The sequence below is a fragment of the Inquilinus sp. NPDC058860 genome (genome assembly GCF_042743185.1).
In the GTDB taxonomy this organism is placed as follows: Bacteria; Pseudomonadota; Alphaproteobacteria; order DSM-16000; family Inquilinaceae; genus Inquilinus.
Window position 1 is genome coordinate 19,310 of sequence record NZ_JBHYMS010000066.1, and the last position, 18,956, is coordinate 38,265.

Genomic DNA, 18,956 nt, shown 5'->3' on the forward strand with positions numbered 1-18,956 from the left:
GGTCAGCTGGCAGTCAGCATCCGGGTGAACTCCGCCGTCATGAAATCGAGATTCGTCAGCCGGCTCTCGATCGCCGGTACGATCGGCGGCACCTCACTCGATACTGCCGCGAACTCCGCATCGGTCAGGTCGGTCTTGTCGCGGGTGATGATCGGCGCGCAGCCGACGTTGCGGGCCATCAGCCCCTGCGCCTCGGGCGAGCACATGAAGTTGATGAACTCGCAGGCCTCCTCGGCCTTGGTCGAGGCCGAGGGCTGGCACCAGGAGCCGAAATCGATCACCCCGCCCTCCTGCGGGAAGATCGACTTCACCGGGGTCCCGTTCTTCGCCATCACGCCGGCCACGTCGTGGAAATAGGTGCCGCCGATCACCTCGCCGTTCTCGAAGGCGGTCTGCATGGTGCCTTCCGATTCCCACCACAGCTTCACCTGGGGCTTCAGCTCGGCCATCTTGGCGATGACCTGCAGGATGCCGTCCTTGGTCGACAGGATCTCGGTGCCGCCGAACCAGGTCCTGGCGGTGACCTCGAACAGGTAGCTTTGGCCGCCGGAGCTGACCCCCCAGGCGTTCGGATGCAATGCATCCCAGAACACTTTCCAGCTGTCGGGCGCGACGGGCAGCTCCTCCGGATTGATGATCAAGGTCATGTACCAGGCCATCGCGCCGATGCCGTAGACGCCGCCGTCGCCCTTGCCGACGTAGAAATCGGGCAGGTTCGACAGGTTCGGGATGCGCGCGGTGTCGTAGGCCTTCCACATCTTGTTGCGGTCGCCGCGCACCCGCTCGCTCTGCGCCGTGGTGCACAGGTCCATCGGCGGCAGGCCGGCGCGGTTGGCCTCGGCCAGCTGGATCAGGAACTGCACGCCGGAAGGCTGGCTGACCGAATTGACCGCGATGCCGGTGGCCTTGGTGAAGGCCGGGTAGACGAATTTGTTGAAGCTCTCCTCGAAATAGCCGCCATAGGTCGAGACCTTGAGCGAGCGCTCCGCCGCCCAGGACGGCCGCAGGGAGGGCATGCCGATGCCGACGGCCGCCAGCAGCATCCCGCCGTCGCGCAGCAGGCGCCGGCGGCTCGGGCGATAGACGGCCCGCCCCTCCCCGGTCCGGGTTTCGATCAGCGACGTGCCGGCGGGTCCACGATCGTGCTTCTCACTCATCGACCTCTCCGTTGCCTTGTGCGGTCGCCGGGGCAGCGCCGCTCCCTGTTTCCCATCCGCCAAGCAAATCCCGGGCCAGTGTCCGAACTGCCGGTTCCATCGGCATCGGAAGGCAGGGCATCGGCCGGGAATCCGCGAGCTCCATCAAGATTGCATGCAATTTTGCCAACAAGAGATCTGCCCAAACTCGCATCAACCCTGGGAAAAAGCTGATCACAAAATGGACTTCACTTTCTGCGTTGTATGCCGAAGCAGCGGAATTCAATGGATTGCATACTGGCATGGGCCTTGCTTCGATGATCGCGGGTCCCGGCCATCCCCAGGAACGATGGCATCGTGAGCGCCTTCGCCGGAGCGGAGGCGCGGCCGCGGACAGCGCGGTCGGCGAGAGAGGATATCCACGGTGGACAAGGAGATCGAAACCCCGTCCGGCGGCGCCATGGGCGCGCGCCTCCTGCCCTTCAAAGCCATTCCCGTCATCGACATCGGCCCACTGGCCGGCGCGGATGAAGACGCCAAGCGCCGATCCATCGACGAGATCGGCCATGCCTGCGAGACGGTCGGCTTCTTCTACATCAGCAATCACGGCGTGCCCGAGGCGCTGATCGAACGGACCTACGCGCTGTCCCGCGCCTTCCATCACGGGCCGATGGAGCGGAAGCAGCGCGTCCATGTCAGCCATTCGCCGGGGACGCGCGGCTGGATTCCGGTCTCGGCCGAGGACGACGACGGCGACCCCGAGCTGTATCCCCTGGTCGAGCGACCGCCCGAGCGCGACTACAACCTGAAGCCGCGGCTGCACGCCGCCTTCGACCTGTCGATCGAGATCGCCGAGGACGACCCCGATTTCCGCGCCGGCAACGTCATGCTGGTGCCGAACCAGTGGCCCGACTGGATCCCGGAGTTCCGGGCAGGGATCCTCGACTACTATGCGAAGGTCACCGAGGTCGGCGAACGGCTGTTCCGGGCCTTCGAGACGCGGCTCGACCTGCCCGACGGCTTCTTCGCCGAGCGGACGCGCAAGGCGCCGTCGCAGCTGCGGCTGCTGCACTACCCGCCGAACGACCTGCCGATGAACAACACCAATCTCGGCATCGGCGCCCATTCGGATTTCGAGTGCTTCACCATCCTGAACCAGCAGGCGCCGGGGCTGCAGGTGATGAACGCCGCCGATGAATGGGTCGAGGCGCCGCCGATCCCCGGCACCTTCATCGTCAATGTCGGCGACATGCTGGAGGGCTGGACCAACGGCCTGTTCAAGGCGACGCAGCACCGGGTGGTCAACACCGGGAAGGAGCGCTTCTCGCTGCCGCTGTTCTTCGCCGTCGACTACCACACGGTGGTCGAGCCCTTACCCCAGTTCGTCTCGGCGGAGAACCCGGCGCGCTACAACCGCATCGTCGCCGGCGACCATCTGGCCGGCTTCAGCGTCGATGCCTGCAAGCATCTGCGCCGCAAGATCAAGACCGGGCAGATGACGATCAGCTTCCCGATCCACAAGGAGAACCCGTTCAAGCGCAAGGCGGTGAACGAGTTCGAGGACGAGGCCACGGCCTGAGCGGAAGGGAGAGCATCCATGAGCATCCGCGACATGCTGCACGAGGAGGAGATCCCGGGCGGCAAGCATTGGTCCTTCACCGCCGGGCGGGGAACGCTGCTGCGGCTGGTGGACATCGAGGGCGGCGCCAATGTCGGCATGCTGTTCTACAACCCGGCCAACCTGCTGGAACGCTACAACGCGCCAGACACGCTGAAGGGCCAGCACACCTTCCGGCTGACCGCGGGGCACTGCCTGTATTCCGACATGGGGCGGATCTTCTGCTCGATCGTCGAGGACTCGGCCGGCTGGCACGACACCGTCTGCGGCAACAGCACCCGGGCGATGGTGGCGGCGCGCTGGGGCGTGAAGACCTATCAGGAGCACCGCAACGACTGGACCCAGAACGGCCGCGACAGCTTCCTGGTCGAGGGTGCGAAATACGGCCTCGGGCGCCGCGACCTGGCCGCCAACGTCAACTGGTTCAGCCGGGTGCGGACCGAGGCGGATGGCGGCTTGGTCTTCGATGCCGGCGCGGCCGAGCCTGGCGCCCATGTCACGCTGCGCTTCGAGATGGACACGCTGGTGCTGCTGCACACTTGCCCGCACCCGCTGAACCCGGCGCCGGACTATCCGCGCAAGCCGGTGCTGCTGCGCTTCGGCAAGGCCGACCCGGTGGCGGCGGACGATGCCTGCCTGACCTCCCGCCCCGAGAACGGGCGCGGCTTCGCCAACAATCACTTCCACCATCTCTGCGGCTGAGGCGACGGATGATCAAGGAAAGCCCCCTCAGCCCCGATCGCGCCGCCCATCGCGAGACCGTGCCCGCCGGCGCCTACTGGATGCATCCGGTGCGCCGCGGCCAGGTCTTCCGCATCGTCGACCTGGAGGGCAACCAGGCGGCCGACACGCTGTTCTACAGCGCCGACGACCCGGCGGAGCGCTACAGCGCCGTCGACACCATCCGCGAGCAGCGCAACGTCTATCTCGGCGTCGGCACCAAGCTGATCTCCACCGACGGCAACCCGATGCTGGAGATCGTCGCCGACACGGTCGGGCGGCACGACACGCTCGGCGGCGCCTGCTCGCCGGAATCGAACACGGTGCGCTACGCCCATGACAAGAAGTGCATGCACGCCTGCCGCGACAGCTACCTGCTGGCGGTGACCGAGAACGACCAGTTCGGCCTGACCAAGCGCGACATCACCCACAACATCAATTTCTTCATGAACGTCCCGGTGACGCCGGAGGGCGGGCTGACCTTCGCCGACGGCGTCAGCGGGCCGGGGAAATACGTCGAGATGCGGGCCGAGATGGACGTGATCGTCCTGATCTCCAACTGCCCGCAGCTCAACAATCCGTGCAACGCCTACAACCCGACCCCGATCGAAGTGCTGATCTGGGACGCCGCCTGATGCGGAGCCCGCCCTTCGGCAAGGTGCTGGTCGCCAATCGCGGCGAGATCGCCTGCCGCATCATCCGTACGCTCGATCGGATGGGCATCGCCTCGGTCGCCGTGTATTCCGAGGCCGACGCCCCGTCGCTGCATGTCGCTGCGGCGGGCGAGGCGGTGTGCATCGGCCCCGCCGCCCCGGCGGCGAGCTATCTCGACATCGGCCGGATCCTGGACGCTGCCCGCGCCACCGGCGCCGAGGCGATCCATCCCGGCTACGGCTTCCTATCGGAGAATCCGGAGTTCGCCGAGGCCTGCGAGGCGGCGGGGATCGCCTTCATCGGCCCGACGGCGGAGCAGATGCGGGCCTTCGGGCTGAAGCACCGGGCGCGGGCGCTGGCCGAGGCGGCCGGCGTGACGCTGTCGCCGGGCAGCGGCCTGCTGCGCGACGCCGAGCATGCCGCCGAGGAGGCGGCACGCATCGGCTATCCGATGATGATCAAGAGCACGGCGGGCGGCGGCGGCATCGGCATGCAGCTCTGCCGCGATCCGTCCGCTCTTCCCGAGATGGTCGAGGCGGTCGGCCGGCTGTCGCGCCGCAACTTCAAGGAAGCCGGGATCTATCTCGAGAAGTTCGTCGAGAGCGCCCGCCACATCGAGGTGCAGATCTTCGGCGACGGCCGGGGCCATGTGGTGGCGCTGGGCGAGCGCGACTGCTCGGCCCAGCGGCGCAACCAGAAGATCGTCGAGGAGACGCCGGCCCCCGGCATCTCCGACGCCCTGCGCCGGCAGCTGTTCGAGGCGGCCGAGCGGCTGGGCCGGTCGGTCGAATACCGGTCGGCCGGCACGGTCGAGTTCGTCTACGACACCGTGGCGGAGGAGGCCTATTTCCTCGAGGTCAACACCCGGCTGCAGGTCGAGCACGGCGTCACCGAGGAGGTGACCGGCATCGACCTGGTCGAATGGATGGTGCGCCAGGCCGCGGGCGAGGCGCTGCCCCTCGCCGATCACGCCGCGCGCGGCGCCGCGATCCAGGTGCGGCTCTATGCCGAGGATCCGGGCCGGGCCTTCCGCCCCTCCTCCGGCCTGCTGACCGAGGTGGCGTTCCCGGAGGGCGTCCGGGTCGAGACCTGGGTCGAGCGCGGCAGCGAGGTGACGCCCTTCTACGATCCGCTGATCGCCAAGCTGATCGTGCGCGGCGCCGACCGGGTCGAGGCGCTGGACAAGCTGCGCGACGCCCTGTCGCGCTGCCGGCTGGCGGGGATCGAGACCAATCTCGGCTATCTGCGCCAGCTGGCGGCGGACCCGGCCTTCGCCGCCGGCGGCATGACCACCCGCGCCCTCGAAGGCTTCGCCTATGCCGCCCGGACGGTGGAGGTGCTGGCGCCGGGCACGCTGACCACGGTGCAGGACCATCCCGGCCGGGTCGGCTATTGGGAGATCGGCGTGCCGCCCTCGGGCCCGATGGACCCGCTGGCCTTCCGCCTGGGCAACAAGGTGCTGGGCAATCCGGACGAGGCGGCGGGGCTGGAGATCACCGTCTCCGGCCCGACCCTCAAGTTCAACGCCGCGGCGGTGATCTGCCTGGCCGGTGCCGCCATGCCGGCCGAGCTGGACGGCGCGCCGGTGCCGTTCTGGACCCCGGTCGAGGTCGCGGCCGGATCGGTGCTGCGGATCGGCGCCGCCGCCGGTGCCGGGTGCCGGGCCTATCTGCTGCTGCGCGGCGGGTTCGACGTGCCGGAGTATCTCGGCAGCCGCTCCACCTTCACCCTCGGCAAATTCGGCGGCCATGGCGGTCGCGCCCTGCTGGCCGGCGACGTCCTGCATCTCGGCACCGCCGAGGCCGGGCCGGCGCGGCCGCTGCCGGCGGAGCTGGTGCCGGCCCATGCGCAGCGCTGGGAGATCGGGGTGCTGTACGGCCCGCACGGCGCGCCGGACTTCTTCACCGAGGCCGACATCGCCGGCTTCTTCAGTGCGGATTGGCAGGTGCACTACAACTCCAGCCGCACCGGCGTCCGGCTGATCGGCCCGAAGCCGGAATGGGCCCGGCCGGACGGCGGCGAGGCCGGGCTGCACCCGTCCAACATCCACGACAACGCGTACGCGATCGGCACGGTCGACTTCACCGGCGACATGCCGGTGATCCTCGGCCCCGACGGGCCGAGCCTGGGCGGCTTCGTCTGCCCGGCGACGATCGTCGCCGCCGAGCTGTGGAAGATCGGCCAGCTGCGCCCCGGCGACACGGTCCGCTTCCGGCGCCTGGCCCCGGCCGAGGCCGCGGCGCTGGAGGCGGCGCAGGAGACGATGATCGCCGATCTGGCGCCGTCCCCTGCCCTCGCTGCCTCCGGCTTCGAGGACGAGGCCGGCCCGGACGACGCGGTGCTGCTGCGCCTGCCGGCGGCGCCCGGGCATGAGGCTGTCGTCTATCGCCGGGCCGGCGACAAGTATCTGCTGGTCGAATACGGGCCGGCGGTGCTGGACCTCGCCCTGCGCTTCCGGGTCCACGCGCTGCAGGGGCGGCTGCGGGCGCTGGCGCCGCCGGGCATCCTCGACCTGACGCCCGGCATCCGCTCGCTGCAGATCCACTACGACAGTCGCATCCTGCCGCTGCGCCGGCTGCTCGACCTGCTGCGCGAGGCGGAGGCGACGCTGCCGGATATCGAGGAGCTGGAGGTGCCGACCCGCATCGTCCATCTGCCGCTGTCCTGGGACGACGAGGCCACGCGCCTCGCCATCGCCAGATACATGCAGTCGGTGCGGCCGGACGCACCCTGGTGCCCGAGCAACATCGAGTTCATCCGCCGGATCAACGGGCTGGACGACATCGAGGCGGTCCGGGAGATCGTCTTCGGCGCCAGCTACCTGGTGCTCGGGCTGGGCGACGTCTATCTCGGCGCGCCGGTGGCGACCCCGGTCGATCCGCGCCACCGCCTGGTCACCACCAAATACAACCCGGCCCGCACCTGGACGCCGGAGAACGCGGTCGGCATCGGCGGCGCCTATCTCTGCGTCTATGGCATGGAGGGGCCGGGCGGCTACCAGTTCGTCGGCCGCACCTGCCAGATGTGGAACCCGTACCGGACGACGCGGGAGTTCGAACAGCCCTGGCTGCTGCGCCATTTCGACCAGCTGCGCTTCCATCCGGTCAGCCATGAGGAGCTGATGCGGTTCCGCGCCGACTTTCTGCTCGGCCGGGCGCAGCTGCGGATCACCGAGGAGGTGTTTCGCCTGCGCGATCACCGGCGCTTCCTGGAGGTCCACGACGCGGAGATCGCTGCCTTCGCGCAGCGCCGGCAGGCCGCCTTCGAGGCGGAGCGGGCGCGCTGGGCGGAAGCGGGGCACGCCGTCGACCCGGCGGAGCCGCCCGATGCCATCGATACGGTGGAGGCTGCGCTGCCGCCCGGCGGCAAGGCCGTCCCCAGCCCGGTGCCGGGCAGCGTCTGGAAGCTGGCGGCGGAGGCCGGGCGTACGGTCAACGCCGGCGATCCGCTGCTGATCGTCGAATCGATGAAGATGGAAATCACCATTCGCGCGCCGACCGACGGCGTGCTCGCCGAGCTGCGCTGCGCGGAAGGCCAGGCCGTGGCGCTGGGCCAGACCCTCGCCGTCATCGTGCCGGCCGCCGCGGCCTGAGAGGACACACCCATGACCTATCCCAGCCTCGAGATCGCCGTCCTCGCCAAGGCCTATGCCGAGGGCGACCTGACCCCCGAGGCGGTGCTCGACGCCGTCTATGGCCGCATCGACGAGATCGGCGAGCGGCCGGTCTGGATCACGCTGGTACCGCGCGCGGAGGCCGAGCGGCAGCTCGCCGCGGCGCAGGCCCGGGCCGCGGCCGGCGAGGCGCTGCCGCTGTTCGGCATCCCCTTCGCGGTCAAGGACAATATCGACGTCGCCGGGCTGCCGACCACCGCCGGCTGCCCCGACTTCGCCTTCGTGCCGGAGCGGTCCGCCACCGTGGTGGAGCGGCTGGTCGCGGCCGGCGCCATCCTGGTCGGCAAGACCAATCTCGACCAGTTCGCCACCGGCCTGGTCGGCACCCGGTCGCCCTACGGCATCTGCAGCTCGGTCTTCGATGCCCGCTACGTCTCCGGCGGCTCCAGCGCCGGGTCCGGCGTGGCGGTGGCGGCCGGGCTGGTCTCCTTCGCGCTCGGCACCGACACGGCGGGATCGGGCCGGGTGCCGGCGGCCTTCAACAACATCGTCGGGCTGAAGCCGACCAAGGGGGCGATCAGCACCCGCGGCGTGCTGCCGGCCTGCCGGACCCAGGACTGCGTGTCGATCTTCGCCGGCACCAGCGGCGATGCGCTCGCGGTGCTGCGGGTGGCGGCCGGCTTCGACGCCGAGGATCCCTTCTCCCGCCGCACGCCCGCCGCGGCCGTAGCGGCTGGGGCCTGGCCGCGGGGGTTCCGCTTCGGCGTGCCGGGCGATGGCCTGGAGTTCTTCGGCGACACCGCCGCGGCGGCGCTGTTCGAGGCGGCGGCGGCCCGGCTGGAGGCGCTGGGCGGCACCCGGGTCGCGATCGACTTCGCGCCGTTCCGCGACGCCGCCCGGCTGCTCTATTCCGGCCCCTGGGTGGCCGAGCGGCTGGCCGCGATCCGTGATTTCGCGACATCCCGGCCCGAGGCGATCCATCCGGTGGTGCGCGGCATCATCCTCGGCGCGGAAGGCCTCGGCGCCGTCGATGCCTTCGAGGGCTTCTACGAGCTGGCCCGGCTGGCCCGCCTGGCCGAGGCGGAATGGTCGAAGATGGACGTCCTGCTGCTGCCCACCACCGGCACGATCTACACGATTGAGGATCTTCTGGCCGACCCGGTGCGGCTGAACAGCAACCTCGGCCTCTATACCAATTTCGTGAACCTGATGGACCTGTCGGCCATCGCCGTGCCGGCCGGCTTCCGCGACAACGGGCTGCCCTTCGGCGTGTCCCTGATCGGCCCCGCCTTCGCCGACGGCGCGCTGGCCACGCTGGCGGACCGGCTCCATCGCGACCAGGGCCTGGCCATCGGCGCGACCGGCCACCTCCCTGCCGGCGCGCCGCTGGCGACGGTTGGTGCCAACGCGCCGCAGGACACGGTGCAGATCGCCGTGGTCGGCGGGCATCTGGCGGGCCAGCCGCTGAACCACCAGTTGACCCGGCGCGGCGCGCGGCTGTGCCGCTCGACCCGGACCGCCGCCGGCTACCGCCTGTACAACCTGGCCGGCATGATGCCGCAGCGGCCGGGCCTGGTCCGCGACGAGGAGGGCCTCGGCGGCATCGAGGTGGAGGTGTGGGAGCTGTCGACGGCCGGCTTCGGCAGCTTCGTCGCCGAGATCCCGCCGCCGCTGACGATCGGCACCGTCGAGCTGGCGGACGGCACGGCGGTGAAGGGCTTCCTGTGCGAGACCTTCGCGGTCGCCGCGGCCGAGGAGATCACCAGCCTGGGCGGCTGGCGCGGATGGCTCGCTCTTTCCGCGGAGGCCGCGCCGGTACCCGCCACCTGAGGACCGGCGGGGATCGTCCATCGCACTTGCCGCTTGCCAGCCGGCCGCGCAGGCTGGACAAGCAGCCTCCAACCCGTACCCCGAACATGTCGTCGATGGACCGCCCCCGCACCCGCACCGACCAGATCGCCGGCGACCTCGCCCGCGCGATCCTCAGCGGCGAGCTGCCCACCGGCACTCGCCTCGACGAGCATTCGCTGGCGCAGCAGTTCGGCGTCTCGCGCACCCCGGTGCGGGAGGCGCTGAAGCAGCTCGGCGGCCTCAGCCTGGTCGATGTGCGGCCGCATCGGGGCGCCGTGGTGGCGGGGGTGCACGCGACCCATATGGGCGAGTTCTTCGAGGCGTTGGGCGAGGCCGAGGCGATCTGCGCCCGGCTGGCCGCGATCAAGATGTCGGGCATCGAGCGCGACCGGCTCGAGGAGGTCTATCGGCGCTGCGATGACGCCCTGGCCCGTGAGGACCGGGAGGTGATCCCGGTCGTGAACCGCGAGTTCCACGAGGCGATCTATGCCGGGGCGCACAACGCCTTCCTCGCCGACACCGTGCTGATCCTGCGCCGGAAGCTGGCGCCCTTCACCAGCGCGCAGTTCCGCCTGGCCGAGCGGCCGCCGGCGTCGAAGCGGGAGCACGCGGCGGTGATGGCCGCGATCCGCGACCGCAACGGCCCAGCGGCCGAGGAGGCGATGCGCCGGCACATCCTTTCGGTCGGCCGGGCCTGGGCGCAATGGGCGTCCGAAGCCGGGCTTCAGGCCGCGGCGGACTGAACCGGCGGCGACCACCAGGACATCCGTGACGCGGTGCGGGCACTCTGTGCGGAGGCCACTCTACGACACTGGTGGACGAGAGCCGTCGGAGCGCCGCGTTATCCGACGACCGCCTCGGCCTCGATCTCGACCTCGTAGTCGCCGACCAGGGCGCCGGCCTGGACCAGGGTGTTGGCCGGCTTGACCGCGCCGAACACCCGGCCATGGGCGCGCGACACCGGCTCCCACATGGAGGCGTCACGCAGATAGATGCGGGTGCGGACGACGTCCGCCATCGATCCGCCCAGCGCCGCGATCGAGGCGGCGATCTTGTCGAGGATGTAGGTCGTCTGCGCCCCGGGATCGCCCGGCGCGACGCAGCGGTCACCGCCATGGGTGGCGGTGGTGCCGGAGACGCGGATGGTGTCCTTCACCCGGACGGCGCGGCTGTATCCCGCGATCGGCTCCCACACGCTGCCGGACGAGACCCGCAGCCGGTCCGGCCGGCCGGACACCGGCTCGGCCGTGAAGATCGACGGGATGGCGTCGAGATGATGGCTGAGGTCGCCGGAGGCGGTGAGATAAGGCGGCCGGCGGTATTCGTCGCCGCAATCGCCGGGGATCGGCGTCGCCGCGGCGAAGGCGGCTTCGAGCCGCCCCCTGTCCTCGGCGTCGAGGGCGAAATCGAAGATCTTGAGGTTGTCGGCGCGATGCTCGCTCTCGCCCAGCCGCGCGCCGATGATGGCGGCGGCGACCGCCTCATGCTCCAGCACCCAGCGCGTGGCGACGTTGGAGAGGGAGACGCCGTGCTTCCCCGCGACGTCGGCGGCGGCCTGCAGGATGTCCTGGAACACGCCCCAGCCGCCTGCCGCGTCGATGAAGCGCTTGTATTTCGAGCGGCTCCAGTCCGGCATCGCGGCGGGCTCCGGCCGGCCGAGCCATCTGTCCGAGAGGAAGCCGCCGCAGAGCGTGCCATAGGCCAGAAGCTTCACGCCTTTGGCCCGGCACAGTTCGGACAGGGCGCCGGCCGCGCGGCGGTCGACAAGGGAGAACGACACCTGGTTGGTCAGGACCGGCACGCCGTCGGCCAGCGCCACGGCCAGATGCGCGGCGTCGAAATTGGTGACGCCGATCGCGCCGATCAGCCCCTCCCCTTGCAGCCGCGCCATCTCGTGCAGCGCGTCGAGCCAGGCCGGATGCTCGAAGCTCCACCAGTGGAGCTGCAGCAGATCGACCCGGTCGACGCCCAGCCGGTCGAGCCGGTCCTGGACTCCGCGGCGGACCACCTCGGCGGTCATCGGCCCCGGCTCCGGGCACCATTTGGTGAAGGCCAGCGGCCGTCCGGCGCCCTTGCCGTGGCGCGCCAGCAGCCGCCCGGCGATCAGCTCGGCGCTGCCGTAGTGGTCGGCCATGTCGAAGGTGTCGAAGCCGGCCCGGGCGTAGGCGTCGAGGGCATCGGCGCCGCGCTCGGGATCGAGCGCCGCGCCGCCCTTCTCCAGATCCGCCACCTGCCACAGGCCGCAGACCAGCCGGCTGATCGAGAGGCCGGGGCCGAGATCGATGTGCTCAGGAGTTTTCGGCACGGGACGTCTCCTTGATGGTCCGGCGCGACAGCCGGCCGAGATGGCGCGACACCACCCGGTCCTCGCCCAGGATGCCGCGCGGGCGCAGCAGCAGGACGGCGCAGAGGGCGACGCCGATCATGACGATCTGCAGGGCGGCGGCGCGCGCCTGCTGATCGGGCGGGAACAGGGCCGAGATGGCGCCGCCCGAGGCGGCCCAGAGGCCCCAGACGAAGACCGCGCCCAGGATGGCGCCGAGATTGCTGCCCGAGCCGCCGACGATCAGCATCGCCCAGACCTGGAAGGTCAGCCGGGGCAGGTAGTTGTCGGGCGCGATGAAGCCGATGAAATGCGCCTGCACGGCGCCGGCCAGCCCCATGATGCCGCCGCCGATGGCGAAGGCCTGCAGCCGGAACGACACGGCGTTCTTGCCCAGGGCCCGCGCCGCCGTCTCGTCCTCCCGGATCGCGCGCAGCACCCGGCCCCAGGGGCTGCGCACCAGGCGCTGCAGCGCCAGGTACAGCAGCAGCACGGCCGCGGCGACCACGGCGAGATTGGCCAGCCCGAACAGCAGCGGGTCGTCGGCCATGCCGGCGAAGGGCCGCGGGATGAAGCCGATGCCGAAGGGGCCGCCGGTCACCTTGACGAGGTTGAGGGCGCAGAGCTGCACGGCCACGGCGACGCCGAAGGTGGCGATGGCCAGGTAGTCGGCCCGCAGCCGGATCGTCAGCGCGCCGATCAGGAAGGAGACCAGCGCCGTGGCCAGCGCCCCGCCCAGCCAGCCGGCGAGCATCGGCAGGCCGAAGCCGCCGAAGCGGTCCGGCATCTCCGGCGTGGTCAGCAGCGCCGAGACATAGGCGCCGATCGCGACGAAGCCGGCGACGCCGACATTGAACAGCCCGGTCTGGCCCCACTGCACGTTCAGGCCCAGGCACATGATGGCATAGGTCAGCGCCATGGTCAGGAAGAAGCAGCCATAGGCCACCAGCTCGACGCTCATCCGGCCCTCCCGAACAGGCCCTGGGGACGGAGCAGCAGCACCAGCACCAGCACGACGAAGGACACGGCGGCGCGCCATTCGCCGCCGACCAGCGGCACGGCCGCCGCCTCCGCCAGGCCGACGACGAGACCCGCCAGCATCGCCCCCGGCACGCTGCCGATGCCGCCGAGGATCGCCGCGGCGAACAGCGGCAGCAGCAGGTCGAGCCCCATCTGCGGCCGGATCTGGACCAGGAGCCCCGCGAAGATGCCGGCGACGGCGGCGAGCCCCGCCCCCAGCAGCCAGACGATGCGGATGACCTTGCGCACATCGATGCCGACGACGCCGGCCAGCTGCGGGTTCTCGCTGACCGCGCGCATCGCCCGGCCGGTCGCCGTCCGGGTCAGCAGCAGGTGCACCGCCAGGACGAGGACGAGGGCGACGCCGAGGGTCAGCAACTGGTCGGGCGTGGCCCGCATGCCGCCGCCCAGCTTCAGGGCGATCTGCAGCGCCTTGCCGTAATAGGCCGGCTTCGAGGTGAAGATGAATTCGAGCAGGCTGCGCAGCGTCAGCGCGGCGCCGAAGCTGGCCATCACCAGGATGATGACGGTGCTGCGCCGGTCGCGCAGGCGGCCGAACAGCAGCGCGTCGACCAGCAGCGCCAGCCCGCCGGTCAGGGCCACGGCGACCAAGGCGCCGATCGGCAGCGCCCAGCCGAAGGAGAACGGCCCGATCGGGACCATGAGCCCGCCGGAGATGCTGCCGAGCGCGCCGGCGGCGGCCAGCGCGGCATAGGCGCCCCAGGACAAGAGCTCGCCATGCGCGAAATTGGCGAAGCGCAGGATCGAATAGGTCAGGGTCACGCCGATCGCGCCGAGCCCGATCATCGCGCCGGTGATCAGCCCGTCCATGATCACCTGCGGGGTCATGGCGCGGCCCCGGGACGGCGGGCGCCGAGATAGAGCTCGGCCACGATCGGGTCGTCGGCCAGCCCGGCGGCCGGCCCCTCGTGGCGCACCCGGCCCTCGACCAGGATGACGGCGCGGTCGGCGATGGCCAGCGCCGCCTTCACGTTCTGCTCCACCAGCACGATGGTGACGCCGGCGCGGTTGATCGCCTGCAGCCGGGCGAAGACCTCGGCCACGATCTTCGGCGACAGGCCGGCCGAGGGCTCGTCCAGGATCAGCACCGACGGCTCGACCACCAGGGCGCGGGCCACCGCCAGCATCTGGCGCTGGCCGCCCGAGAGCTGCCCGGCCCGCAGCGACGGCCTCGCGGCCAGGTCCGGGAACATGGCGTAGAGCGCGGCGATGCACCCGGCGCGCCGGACCTTCGGCAGGATGTCGGCCGCGGCGCGCAGGTTGTCGTGGATCGACAGCGTGGCGAAGATGTTCTCGGTCTGCGGCACGAAGGCCAGGCCGTGGCGGATCTTCTCATGCGCCGGCACGGCGGTGATGTCGGCGCCCCCCAGCGACGCCGTGCCGGAATGGACCGGGACCAGCCCGGCGATCGCCTTGACCAGGGTCGACTTGCCGGCGCCGTTCGGCCCCAGCAGCACCACCAGCTCCCCGCGCGCCACCGCCAAGTCGACGCCGCGCACGATCGGCAGGTCGGGCTCGTAGCCGGCAACGAGATTCCGGGTCGAGAGGGCGCTGTCCATCACGCCGCCCCGCCGAGATAGGCGTCGACCACAGCCGGGTGGCGCGCCACCTCGGCCGGCGCGCCTTCGGTCAGGTAGCGGCCCGAGGCCATGACGACGACGCGGCCGCACAGCCGCGCCACCATCTCCATGTTGTGCTCGATCAGCAGGATCGACCGCCCCTGCCGATTGAGCTCGAGGATCCGGTCGATGATCAGCTCCAGCAGCGTCGGGTTGACCCCGGCCGCCGGCTCGTCGAGCAGGATCGCCTGCGGGTCGGCCATCAGCACCCGCGCCAGCTCCAGCAGCTTGCGCTGGCCGCCGGACAGCACGCGGGCCGGCTCGTGCTGCAGATGCGACAGGGTGACGAAGTCCAGCAGCGCCCGCGCCTTCGCCACCGCCGCGCGCTCCTCCGCCGCGACCCGGCCGGGGGACAGGAAGTTCGGCCAGATCCGCTCGCCCGCCTGGCGCTGGCCGCCGGTCAGCACATTCTCCAACACCGTCATCTCGGCGAAGGGCCGCGGGATCTGGAAGGTGCGGGCCACGCCATGGGCGATGCGCTGCTCCGCCCCCCGGCGCGACAGCGCGCGGCCGGCGATCCGGATCGTGCCCGCGCTCGGCGCCAGGCTGCCGGCCAGCAGGTTGAACAGCGTGGTCTTGCCGGCGCCGTTCGGGCCGATCAGCCCCAGCATCTCACCCGGATGGAGCGCGATCGACATGCCGTCCACCGCGCGCAGGCCGCCGAACTGCCTGACCAGGTCGCGCCCCTCGATCACGGGCGCGCCGGCGGAAGCGTTCGGGGCATGTGCGGCAGGCTGCATCCGCCTCGGGCCAATTTTGATCGGTGATGTTTGATCAAAGTTTACACGCGGCGGGATGGCAAGTAGAAAATTGGGGGCAGTCAGAACGACAGCCTGGAGGGTTCATTGCCCGATCGGGACCAGTCCGCAGTTCCTTGCCAGGACGCGGCCGAATGAGCCGACGCCGCACGCTGTCGCCGGTCGGTCGGGAGACGCTGCACGACCGCGTCTATGCCGAGCTGCGCCGCTCCCTGATCCACGGCATGTTCGACGCCGGCGAGGTGCTGCGCATCGTCGAGCTGGCCGAGACGCTGCGGACCAGCACCATGCCGGTGCGCGAGGCGCTGGGCCGCCTGGTCTCCGAGCAGGCGCTGGAGGCGCTGCCCAACCGCTCGGTGCGGGTGCCGCTGATCACCCGCGAACGGCTGGACGACCTGGCCCGCGCCCGCTGCCTGATCGAAGGCCAGGTGACGGCGCTGGCGCTGCATAACCTGTCGAAAGCCGATTTCGCCCGGCTGCGCGAGCTCACGGTGGCGTGCGAGGAGGCCTTCCGCAGCGACGATCCGGACAAGGCGCATCGGACCTCGGAGCTGAACCACGACTTCCATTTCGCCGTCTACCGCGCCGCCGGCTCGGCCGTGCTGATCCCGATCGTCGAGAGCCTGTGGCTGCAGTCCGGCCCCTATGTCCGCGCCGCGGCGCAGATCCATGACGAGCAGCGCGACATCCCGGCCACGCATTACCATTGGGAGCTGATCGAGGCACTGGAGCGCGGCGATGCCGGCGGGGCGACCCGGGCGCTGACGAGCGACATCACCCGCTCCTTCCGCCTGATCCGCGGCCGGCTGGATGCCGAGGATGCCGAGCAGAGGACCGAAGCCCATGTCTGACACACGCGACGACAGCTGCGAGCTGGGCGACAGCTTCGAGCTGTACGACCTGCGGGTCGAGGTGACGGCGCCCGAAGGCGGGAAGATCTATTGCGGCGCCAAGGTCGGCGACCATTTCGAGCTGCGCGGCGAGATGCTGCACCTGCCGCCGGGCCAGGGCTTCTCGATCTATTCGCTGGCGGCGCTGCTGCCGCTGCTGCCGGCCAAGCAGCGCCCGACCCATGCCAACGACTGGATGACGACGGACGCCGAGGTCGCCTGCCCCGACCCGAACTGCTCGTCGCGCTTCCGCATCACCCGGACCGGCCGGCGCCGGTTCAGCCATGCCGCGACCACGGCGGTGCCCCTGCCGCTCCAGGACGAGTGAGGCGACCATGCAAAGAGTCCCGCTGGCCCCGGACTATGAGATCTCGCGCGTGATCCGCGGCGGCTGGCAGCTGTCGAGCGGCCACGGCACGGTCCGCAGCGACGACCCGGTGGCCGACCTGGCGGCCTTCGCCGATGCCGGCATCACCACCTTCGACTGCGCCGACATCTACACGGGCGTCGAGGAGATGATCGGCCGCTTCCGGCGGCACTATCGCGACCTGCGCGGGGCGGAGGCGCTGGGCCGGATCAAGGTGCACACCAAGTTCGTGCCCGACCTGGACATCCTGCCGCGGATCCGCAAGGCCGACGTCGAAGCCGTGATCGACCAGTCGCTGCGGCGCCTGGGGCTGGAGCGGCTGGACCTGGTGCAGTTCCACTGGTGGGACTATGCGGCGCCGCGCTGGCGCGAGGCGGCGCTGTGGCTGGAGGAGCTGCGCCGCGCCGGCAAGATCCACAAGATCGGCGGCACCAATTTCGACACCGACCACATGCTGGAGATCGTGCAGGCCGGCGTGCCGCTGACCTCGATGCAGGTGCAGTATTCGCTGCTGGACCGCCGGCCGGAGCGGCGGATGGCGCGGGCCGCGGCCGAGCACAACGTCTCCTTCCTCTGCTACGGCACCGTCGCCGGCGGCTTCCTCGGCGACCGCTGGCTCGGCGTGGCGGAGCCGGCAGAGCCGCTGGAGAACCGGTCGCTGGTCAAATACAAGCTGATCATCGACGATTTCGGCGGCTGGGACCTGTTCCAGGCCCTGCTGCAGGCGCTGCGCCGGGTCGCCGACCGGCACGGCACCGACATCGCCACGGTCGCCAGCGCCGCGATGCTCGCGCGGCCGGGCGTGGCGGCGGTGATCGTCGGCGCGCGCAACCGCGACCACCTCGCGGCAAACCTCGCCATCGCGGACGTCGCGCTGACCGAGGCGGACCATACTCTGATCGCCGAGGTGCTGGCGGGGGCGCGGGAGATCGAAGGCGACGTCTTCACGCTGGAGCGGGACCGCCACGGCCGCCACGGCGCGATCATGAAATACAACCTGAACAAAGGCGCCGCCTGACCGTCGTCAAGCAACGGCCGGCGGCGGGTCGCCGGCCCAACCAAACAGGGAGCACAGCGATGAAACGGATCCTTCTGACCACCGCCCTGGTCGCGGCCGCCGCCGCACCGGCCCTGCCGGCCGCCGCCTGCGACATCACCGTCGGTCTGGTGATGGAGCTGACCGGCCCGGCCGGCGCCTATGGCCAGGCCGGCGCGAAATCGGTCGAGATGGCGTTCCGCGACGTCAACGAGGCCGGCGGCGCCGCCGGCTGCAAGCTGGTCACCGACACCCGCGACAGCCAGAGCCAGGGCACGGTCGCGGTCGACCAGGCGACGCAACTGGTCAACATCAAGAAGGTGCCGGTGGTGATCGGCGGCATCATCTCCTCGGTGTCGATCCCGATCCTGACCTCGGTGACGGCGCCGGCCGGGGTGGTGCAGGTGTCGCCCGCCTCCTCCTCGCCGACGCTGACCGCGCTGGGCCGGGACGGCAAGACCAACGGCGTGTTCTTCCGCACCATCACCTCGGACGCGCTGCAGGGCACGGCGGCGGCGAAATTCGCGCTCGACCAGGGCCTGAAGAAGATCGCCATCATCCACGTCAACAACGACTTCGGCGTGAACATCGTCCGCGAGTTCTCGGCCGCCTACACCAGGCTCGGCGGCACCATCACCTCGACCACCCCCTACAACGAGCAGCAGGCGAGCTATTCCGCCGAGGCCAGCGCGGCGATGGCGGGAGAGCCGGAGGCGCTGTACCTGGTCAGCACCCCGGTCGACGGCGCCACCATCGCCCGCGCCTGGATCTCCGGCGGCGGCCCGCAGAAGCTGCTGCTGAACGACGGCATGAACTCCAGCGACTTCATCGAGGCCGTCGGCGCGCAGTATCTGAACGACGCCTACGGCACCTCCTCGGGCACCAGCAAGACCGCCTCGACCGACTATTTCTACGGCGCCTACGAGGCCTTCTCCGGCGGCATCAAGCCGGACGCGCCGGCGGCCGACCGCTCCTACGACGCCGGCGCCATCGTCGCGCTGGCCATCGCCAAGGCCGGCAAGGCCGACGCCGCGGCGATCAAGGCCGCGATCCCGCAGGTGGTGGCCGAGGGCGGCACGCCGATCCATGCCGGCAAGGCGGAGTTCGCCAAGGCGCTCGCCCTGATCAAGGACGGCAAGCCGATCAAATACGAAGGCGTGATCGGCCCGGTGAGCTTCGACCAATACGGCGACATCACCGGCCCGTTCCGGCTGTGGCGCATCCAGGACGGCAAGGTCACGACCATCGGCGAGATGAGCGCCGCCGAGGTCGACAAGACCCGGGCCGAACTGGCGAAGTAGGCTCCCGGCGCGGCGGCCCGCTCGGGCAC

Annotated in this window: 16 protein-coding genes; 10 read left to right on the top strand and 6 right to left on the bottom strand. The window is 70.8% G+C overall.

The genetic code is table 11. The features are described from left to right. Positions 1-2: 2 nt before the first annotated feature. Positions 3-1,157, bottom strand: coding sequence for a PotD/PotF family extracellular solute-binding protein (locus ACFW16_RS30875; protein WP_380312508.1), 1,155 nt, complete (start codon positions 1,155-1,157; stop codon positions 3-5). A gap of 403 nt (positions 1,158-1,560) precedes the next feature. Here ACFW16_RS30875 and ACFW16_RS30880 point away from each other — a divergent pair, with 403 nt between their 5' ends. From ACFW16_RS30880 to ACFW16_RS30905, 6 genes are all read left to right on the top strand, one after another. Continuing rightward, on the top strand, positions 1,561-2,715 hold the full coding sequence (locus ACFW16_RS30880; RefSeq protein WP_380312510.1) for an isopenicillin N synthase family dioxygenase: 1,155 nt from the start codon (positions 1,561-1,563) through the stop codon (positions 2,713-2,715). Between the two features lie 18 nt (positions 2,716-2,733). Beyond that, positions 2,734-3,456, top strand: a complete 723-nt coding sequence (locus ACFW16_RS30885; RefSeq protein WP_380312512.1) for an urea amidolyase associated protein UAAP1 — start codon at positions 2,734-2,736, stop codon at positions 3,454-3,456. A gap of 8 nt (positions 3,457-3,464) precedes the next feature. Further along, positions 3,465-4,109, top strand: coding sequence for an urea amidolyase associated protein UAAP2 (locus ACFW16_RS30890; protein WP_138891378.1), 645 nt, complete (start codon positions 3,465-3,467; stop codon positions 4,107-4,109). Further along, positions 4,109-7,720, top strand: coding sequence for an urea carboxylase (uca, locus tag ACFW16_RS30895; RefSeq protein ID WP_380312515.1), 3,612 nt, complete (start codon positions 4,109-4,111; stop codon positions 7,718-7,720). Before ACFW16_RS30890 ends, uca begins: the two co-directional genes overlap by 1 nt. A gap of 12 nt (positions 7,721-7,732) precedes the next feature. Then, complete coding sequence (gene atzF / locus ACFW16_RS30900) at positions 7,733-9,571, top strand: allophanate hydrolase (protein ID WP_380312517.1); 1,839 nt, start codon at positions 7,733-7,735, stop codon at positions 9,569-9,571. A 95-nt stretch (positions 9,572-9,666) separates the two neighbouring features. Then, a complete protein-coding gene (locus ACFW16_RS30905; RefSeq protein ID WP_380312519.1) occupies positions 9,667-10,335 on the top strand; it encodes a GntR family transcriptional regulator in 669 nt (222 codons plus the stop codon). A gap of 98 nt (positions 10,336-10,433) precedes the next feature. Here the strand turns inward: ACFW16_RS30905 and ACFW16_RS30910 are convergent, their stop codons facing one another. Genes ACFW16_RS30910 through ACFW16_RS30930 form a run of 5 tightly spaced genes read right to left on the bottom strand, consistent with a single transcriptional unit; the run spans position 10,434 to position 15,315 of the window. Next, positions 10,434-11,897: an aldo/keto reductase gene (locus ACFW16_RS30910; RefSeq protein WP_380312521.1), complete on the bottom strand. Its 1,464-nt coding sequence runs from the start codon at positions 11,895-11,897 to the stop codon at positions 10,434-10,436. Further along, positions 11,881-12,876 (bottom strand): branched-chain amino acid ABC transporter permease, encoded by a 996-nt coding sequence (locus tag ACFW16_RS30915; RefSeq protein WP_380312523.1) that lies wholly within the window; start codon positions 12,874-12,876, stop codon positions 11,881-11,883. The genes ACFW16_RS30910 and ACFW16_RS30915 overlap by 17 nt, the downstream gene beginning before the upstream one ends. Further along, positions 12,873-13,784, bottom strand: coding sequence for a branched-chain amino acid ABC transporter permease (locus ACFW16_RS30920; protein WP_380312525.1), 912 nt, complete (start codon positions 13,782-13,784; stop codon positions 12,873-12,875). Before ACFW16_RS30920 ends, ACFW16_RS30915 begins: the two co-directional genes overlap by 4 nt. Further along, positions 13,781-14,515, bottom strand: a complete 735-nt coding sequence (locus ACFW16_RS30925; RefSeq protein WP_380312527.1) for an ABC transporter ATP-binding protein — start codon at positions 14,513-14,515, stop codon at positions 13,781-13,783. Before ACFW16_RS30925 ends, ACFW16_RS30920 begins: the two co-directional genes overlap by 4 nt. Continuing rightward, complete coding sequence (locus tag ACFW16_RS30930) at positions 14,515-15,315, bottom strand: ABC transporter ATP-binding protein (RefSeq protein ID WP_380312529.1); 801 nt, start codon at positions 15,313-15,315, stop codon at positions 14,515-14,517. Before ACFW16_RS30930 ends, ACFW16_RS30925 begins: the two co-directional genes overlap by 1 nt. Positions 15,316-15,467: 152 nt before the next feature. On the opposite strand from ACFW16_RS30930, the gene ACFW16_RS30935 reads away from it, so the two are divergent. From ACFW16_RS30935 to ACFW16_RS30950, 4 genes are read left to right on the top strand one after another with little or no spacing between them, the layout of a single operon-like run. Beyond that, the gene (locus ACFW16_RS30935) at positions 15,468-16,184 is read left to right on the top strand and encodes a GntR family transcriptional regulator (protein ID WP_380312531.1); all 717 of its coding nucleotides are present in this window, start codon (positions 15,468-15,470) and stop codon (positions 16,182-16,184) included. Beyond that, the gene (locus ACFW16_RS30940; protein ID WP_380312533.1) at positions 16,177-16,551 is read left to right on the top strand and encodes a TIGR04076 family protein; all 375 of its coding nucleotides are present in this window, start codon (positions 16,177-16,179) and stop codon (positions 16,549-16,551) included. Before ACFW16_RS30935 ends, ACFW16_RS30940 begins: the two co-directional genes overlap by 8 nt. A gap of 7 nt (positions 16,552-16,558) precedes the next feature. Next, a complete protein-coding gene (locus ACFW16_RS30945) occupies positions 16,559-17,608 on the top strand; it encodes an aldo/keto reductase (protein WP_380312535.1) in 1,050 nt (349 codons plus the stop codon). Between the two features lie 59 nt (positions 17,609-17,667). Beyond that, complete coding sequence (locus ACFW16_RS30950) at positions 17,668-18,927, top strand: ABC transporter substrate-binding protein (RefSeq protein ID WP_380312537.1); 1,260 nt, start codon at positions 17,668-17,670, stop codon at positions 18,925-18,927. The last annotated feature ends 29 nt before the right edge of the window (positions 18,928-18,956 follow it).

Bases quoted from the DNA above. Each gene is read 5' to 3' on its own strand.
- ACFW16_RS30950 (WP_380312537.1), top strand. From the start codon at position 17,668: ATGAAACGGATCCTTCTGACCACCGCCCTGGTCGCGGCCGCCGCCGCA.
- ACFW16_RS30925 (WP_380312527.1), bottom strand. From the start codon at position 14,515: ATGGACAGCGCCCTCTCGACCCGGAATCTCGTTGCCGGCTACGAGCCC.
- ACFW16_RS30930 (WP_380312529.1), bottom strand. From the start codon at position 15,315: ATGCAGCCTGCCGCACATGCCCCGAACGCTTCCGCCGGCGCGCCCGTG.
- ACFW16_RS30915 (WP_380312523.1), bottom strand. From the start codon at position 12,876: ATGAGCGTCGAGCTGGTGGCCTATGGCTGCTTCTTCCTGACCATGGCG.
- uca (WP_380312515.1), top strand. From the start codon at position 4,109: ATGCGGAGCCCGCCCTTCGGCAAGGTGCTGGTCGCCAATCGCGGCGAG.
- ACFW16_RS30885 (WP_380312512.1), top strand. From the start codon at position 2,734: ATGAGCATCCGCGACATGCTGCACGAGGAGGAGATCCCGGGCGGCAAG.
- ACFW16_RS30945 (WP_380312535.1), top strand. From the start codon at position 16,559: ATGCAAAGAGTCCCGCTGGCCCCGGACTATGAGATCTCGCGCGTGATC.
- ACFW16_RS30875 (WP_380312508.1), bottom strand. From the start codon at position 1,157: ATGAGTGAGAAGCACGATCGTGGACCCGCCGGCACGTCGCTGATCGAA.
- ACFW16_RS30940 (WP_380312533.1), top strand. From the start codon at position 16,177: ATGTCTGACACACGCGACGACAGCTGCGAGCTGGGCGACAGCTTCGAG.
- ACFW16_RS30920 (WP_380312525.1), bottom strand. From the start codon at position 13,784: ATGACCCCGCAGGTGATCATGGACGGGCTGATCACCGGCGCGATGATC.
- atzF (WP_380312517.1), top strand. From the start codon at position 7,733: ATGACCTATCCCAGCCTCGAGATCGCCGTCCTCGCCAAGGCCTATGCC.
- ACFW16_RS30890 (WP_138891378.1), top strand. From the start codon at position 3,465: ATGATCAAGGAAAGCCCCCTCAGCCCCGATCGCGCCGCCCATCGCGAG.
- ACFW16_RS30935 (WP_380312531.1), top strand. From the start codon at position 15,468: ATGAGCCGACGCCGCACGCTGTCGCCGGTCGGTCGGGAGACGCTGCAC.
- ACFW16_RS30905 (WP_380312519.1), top strand. From the start codon at position 9,667: ATGGACCGCCCCCGCACCCGCACCGACCAGATCGCCGGCGACCTCGCC.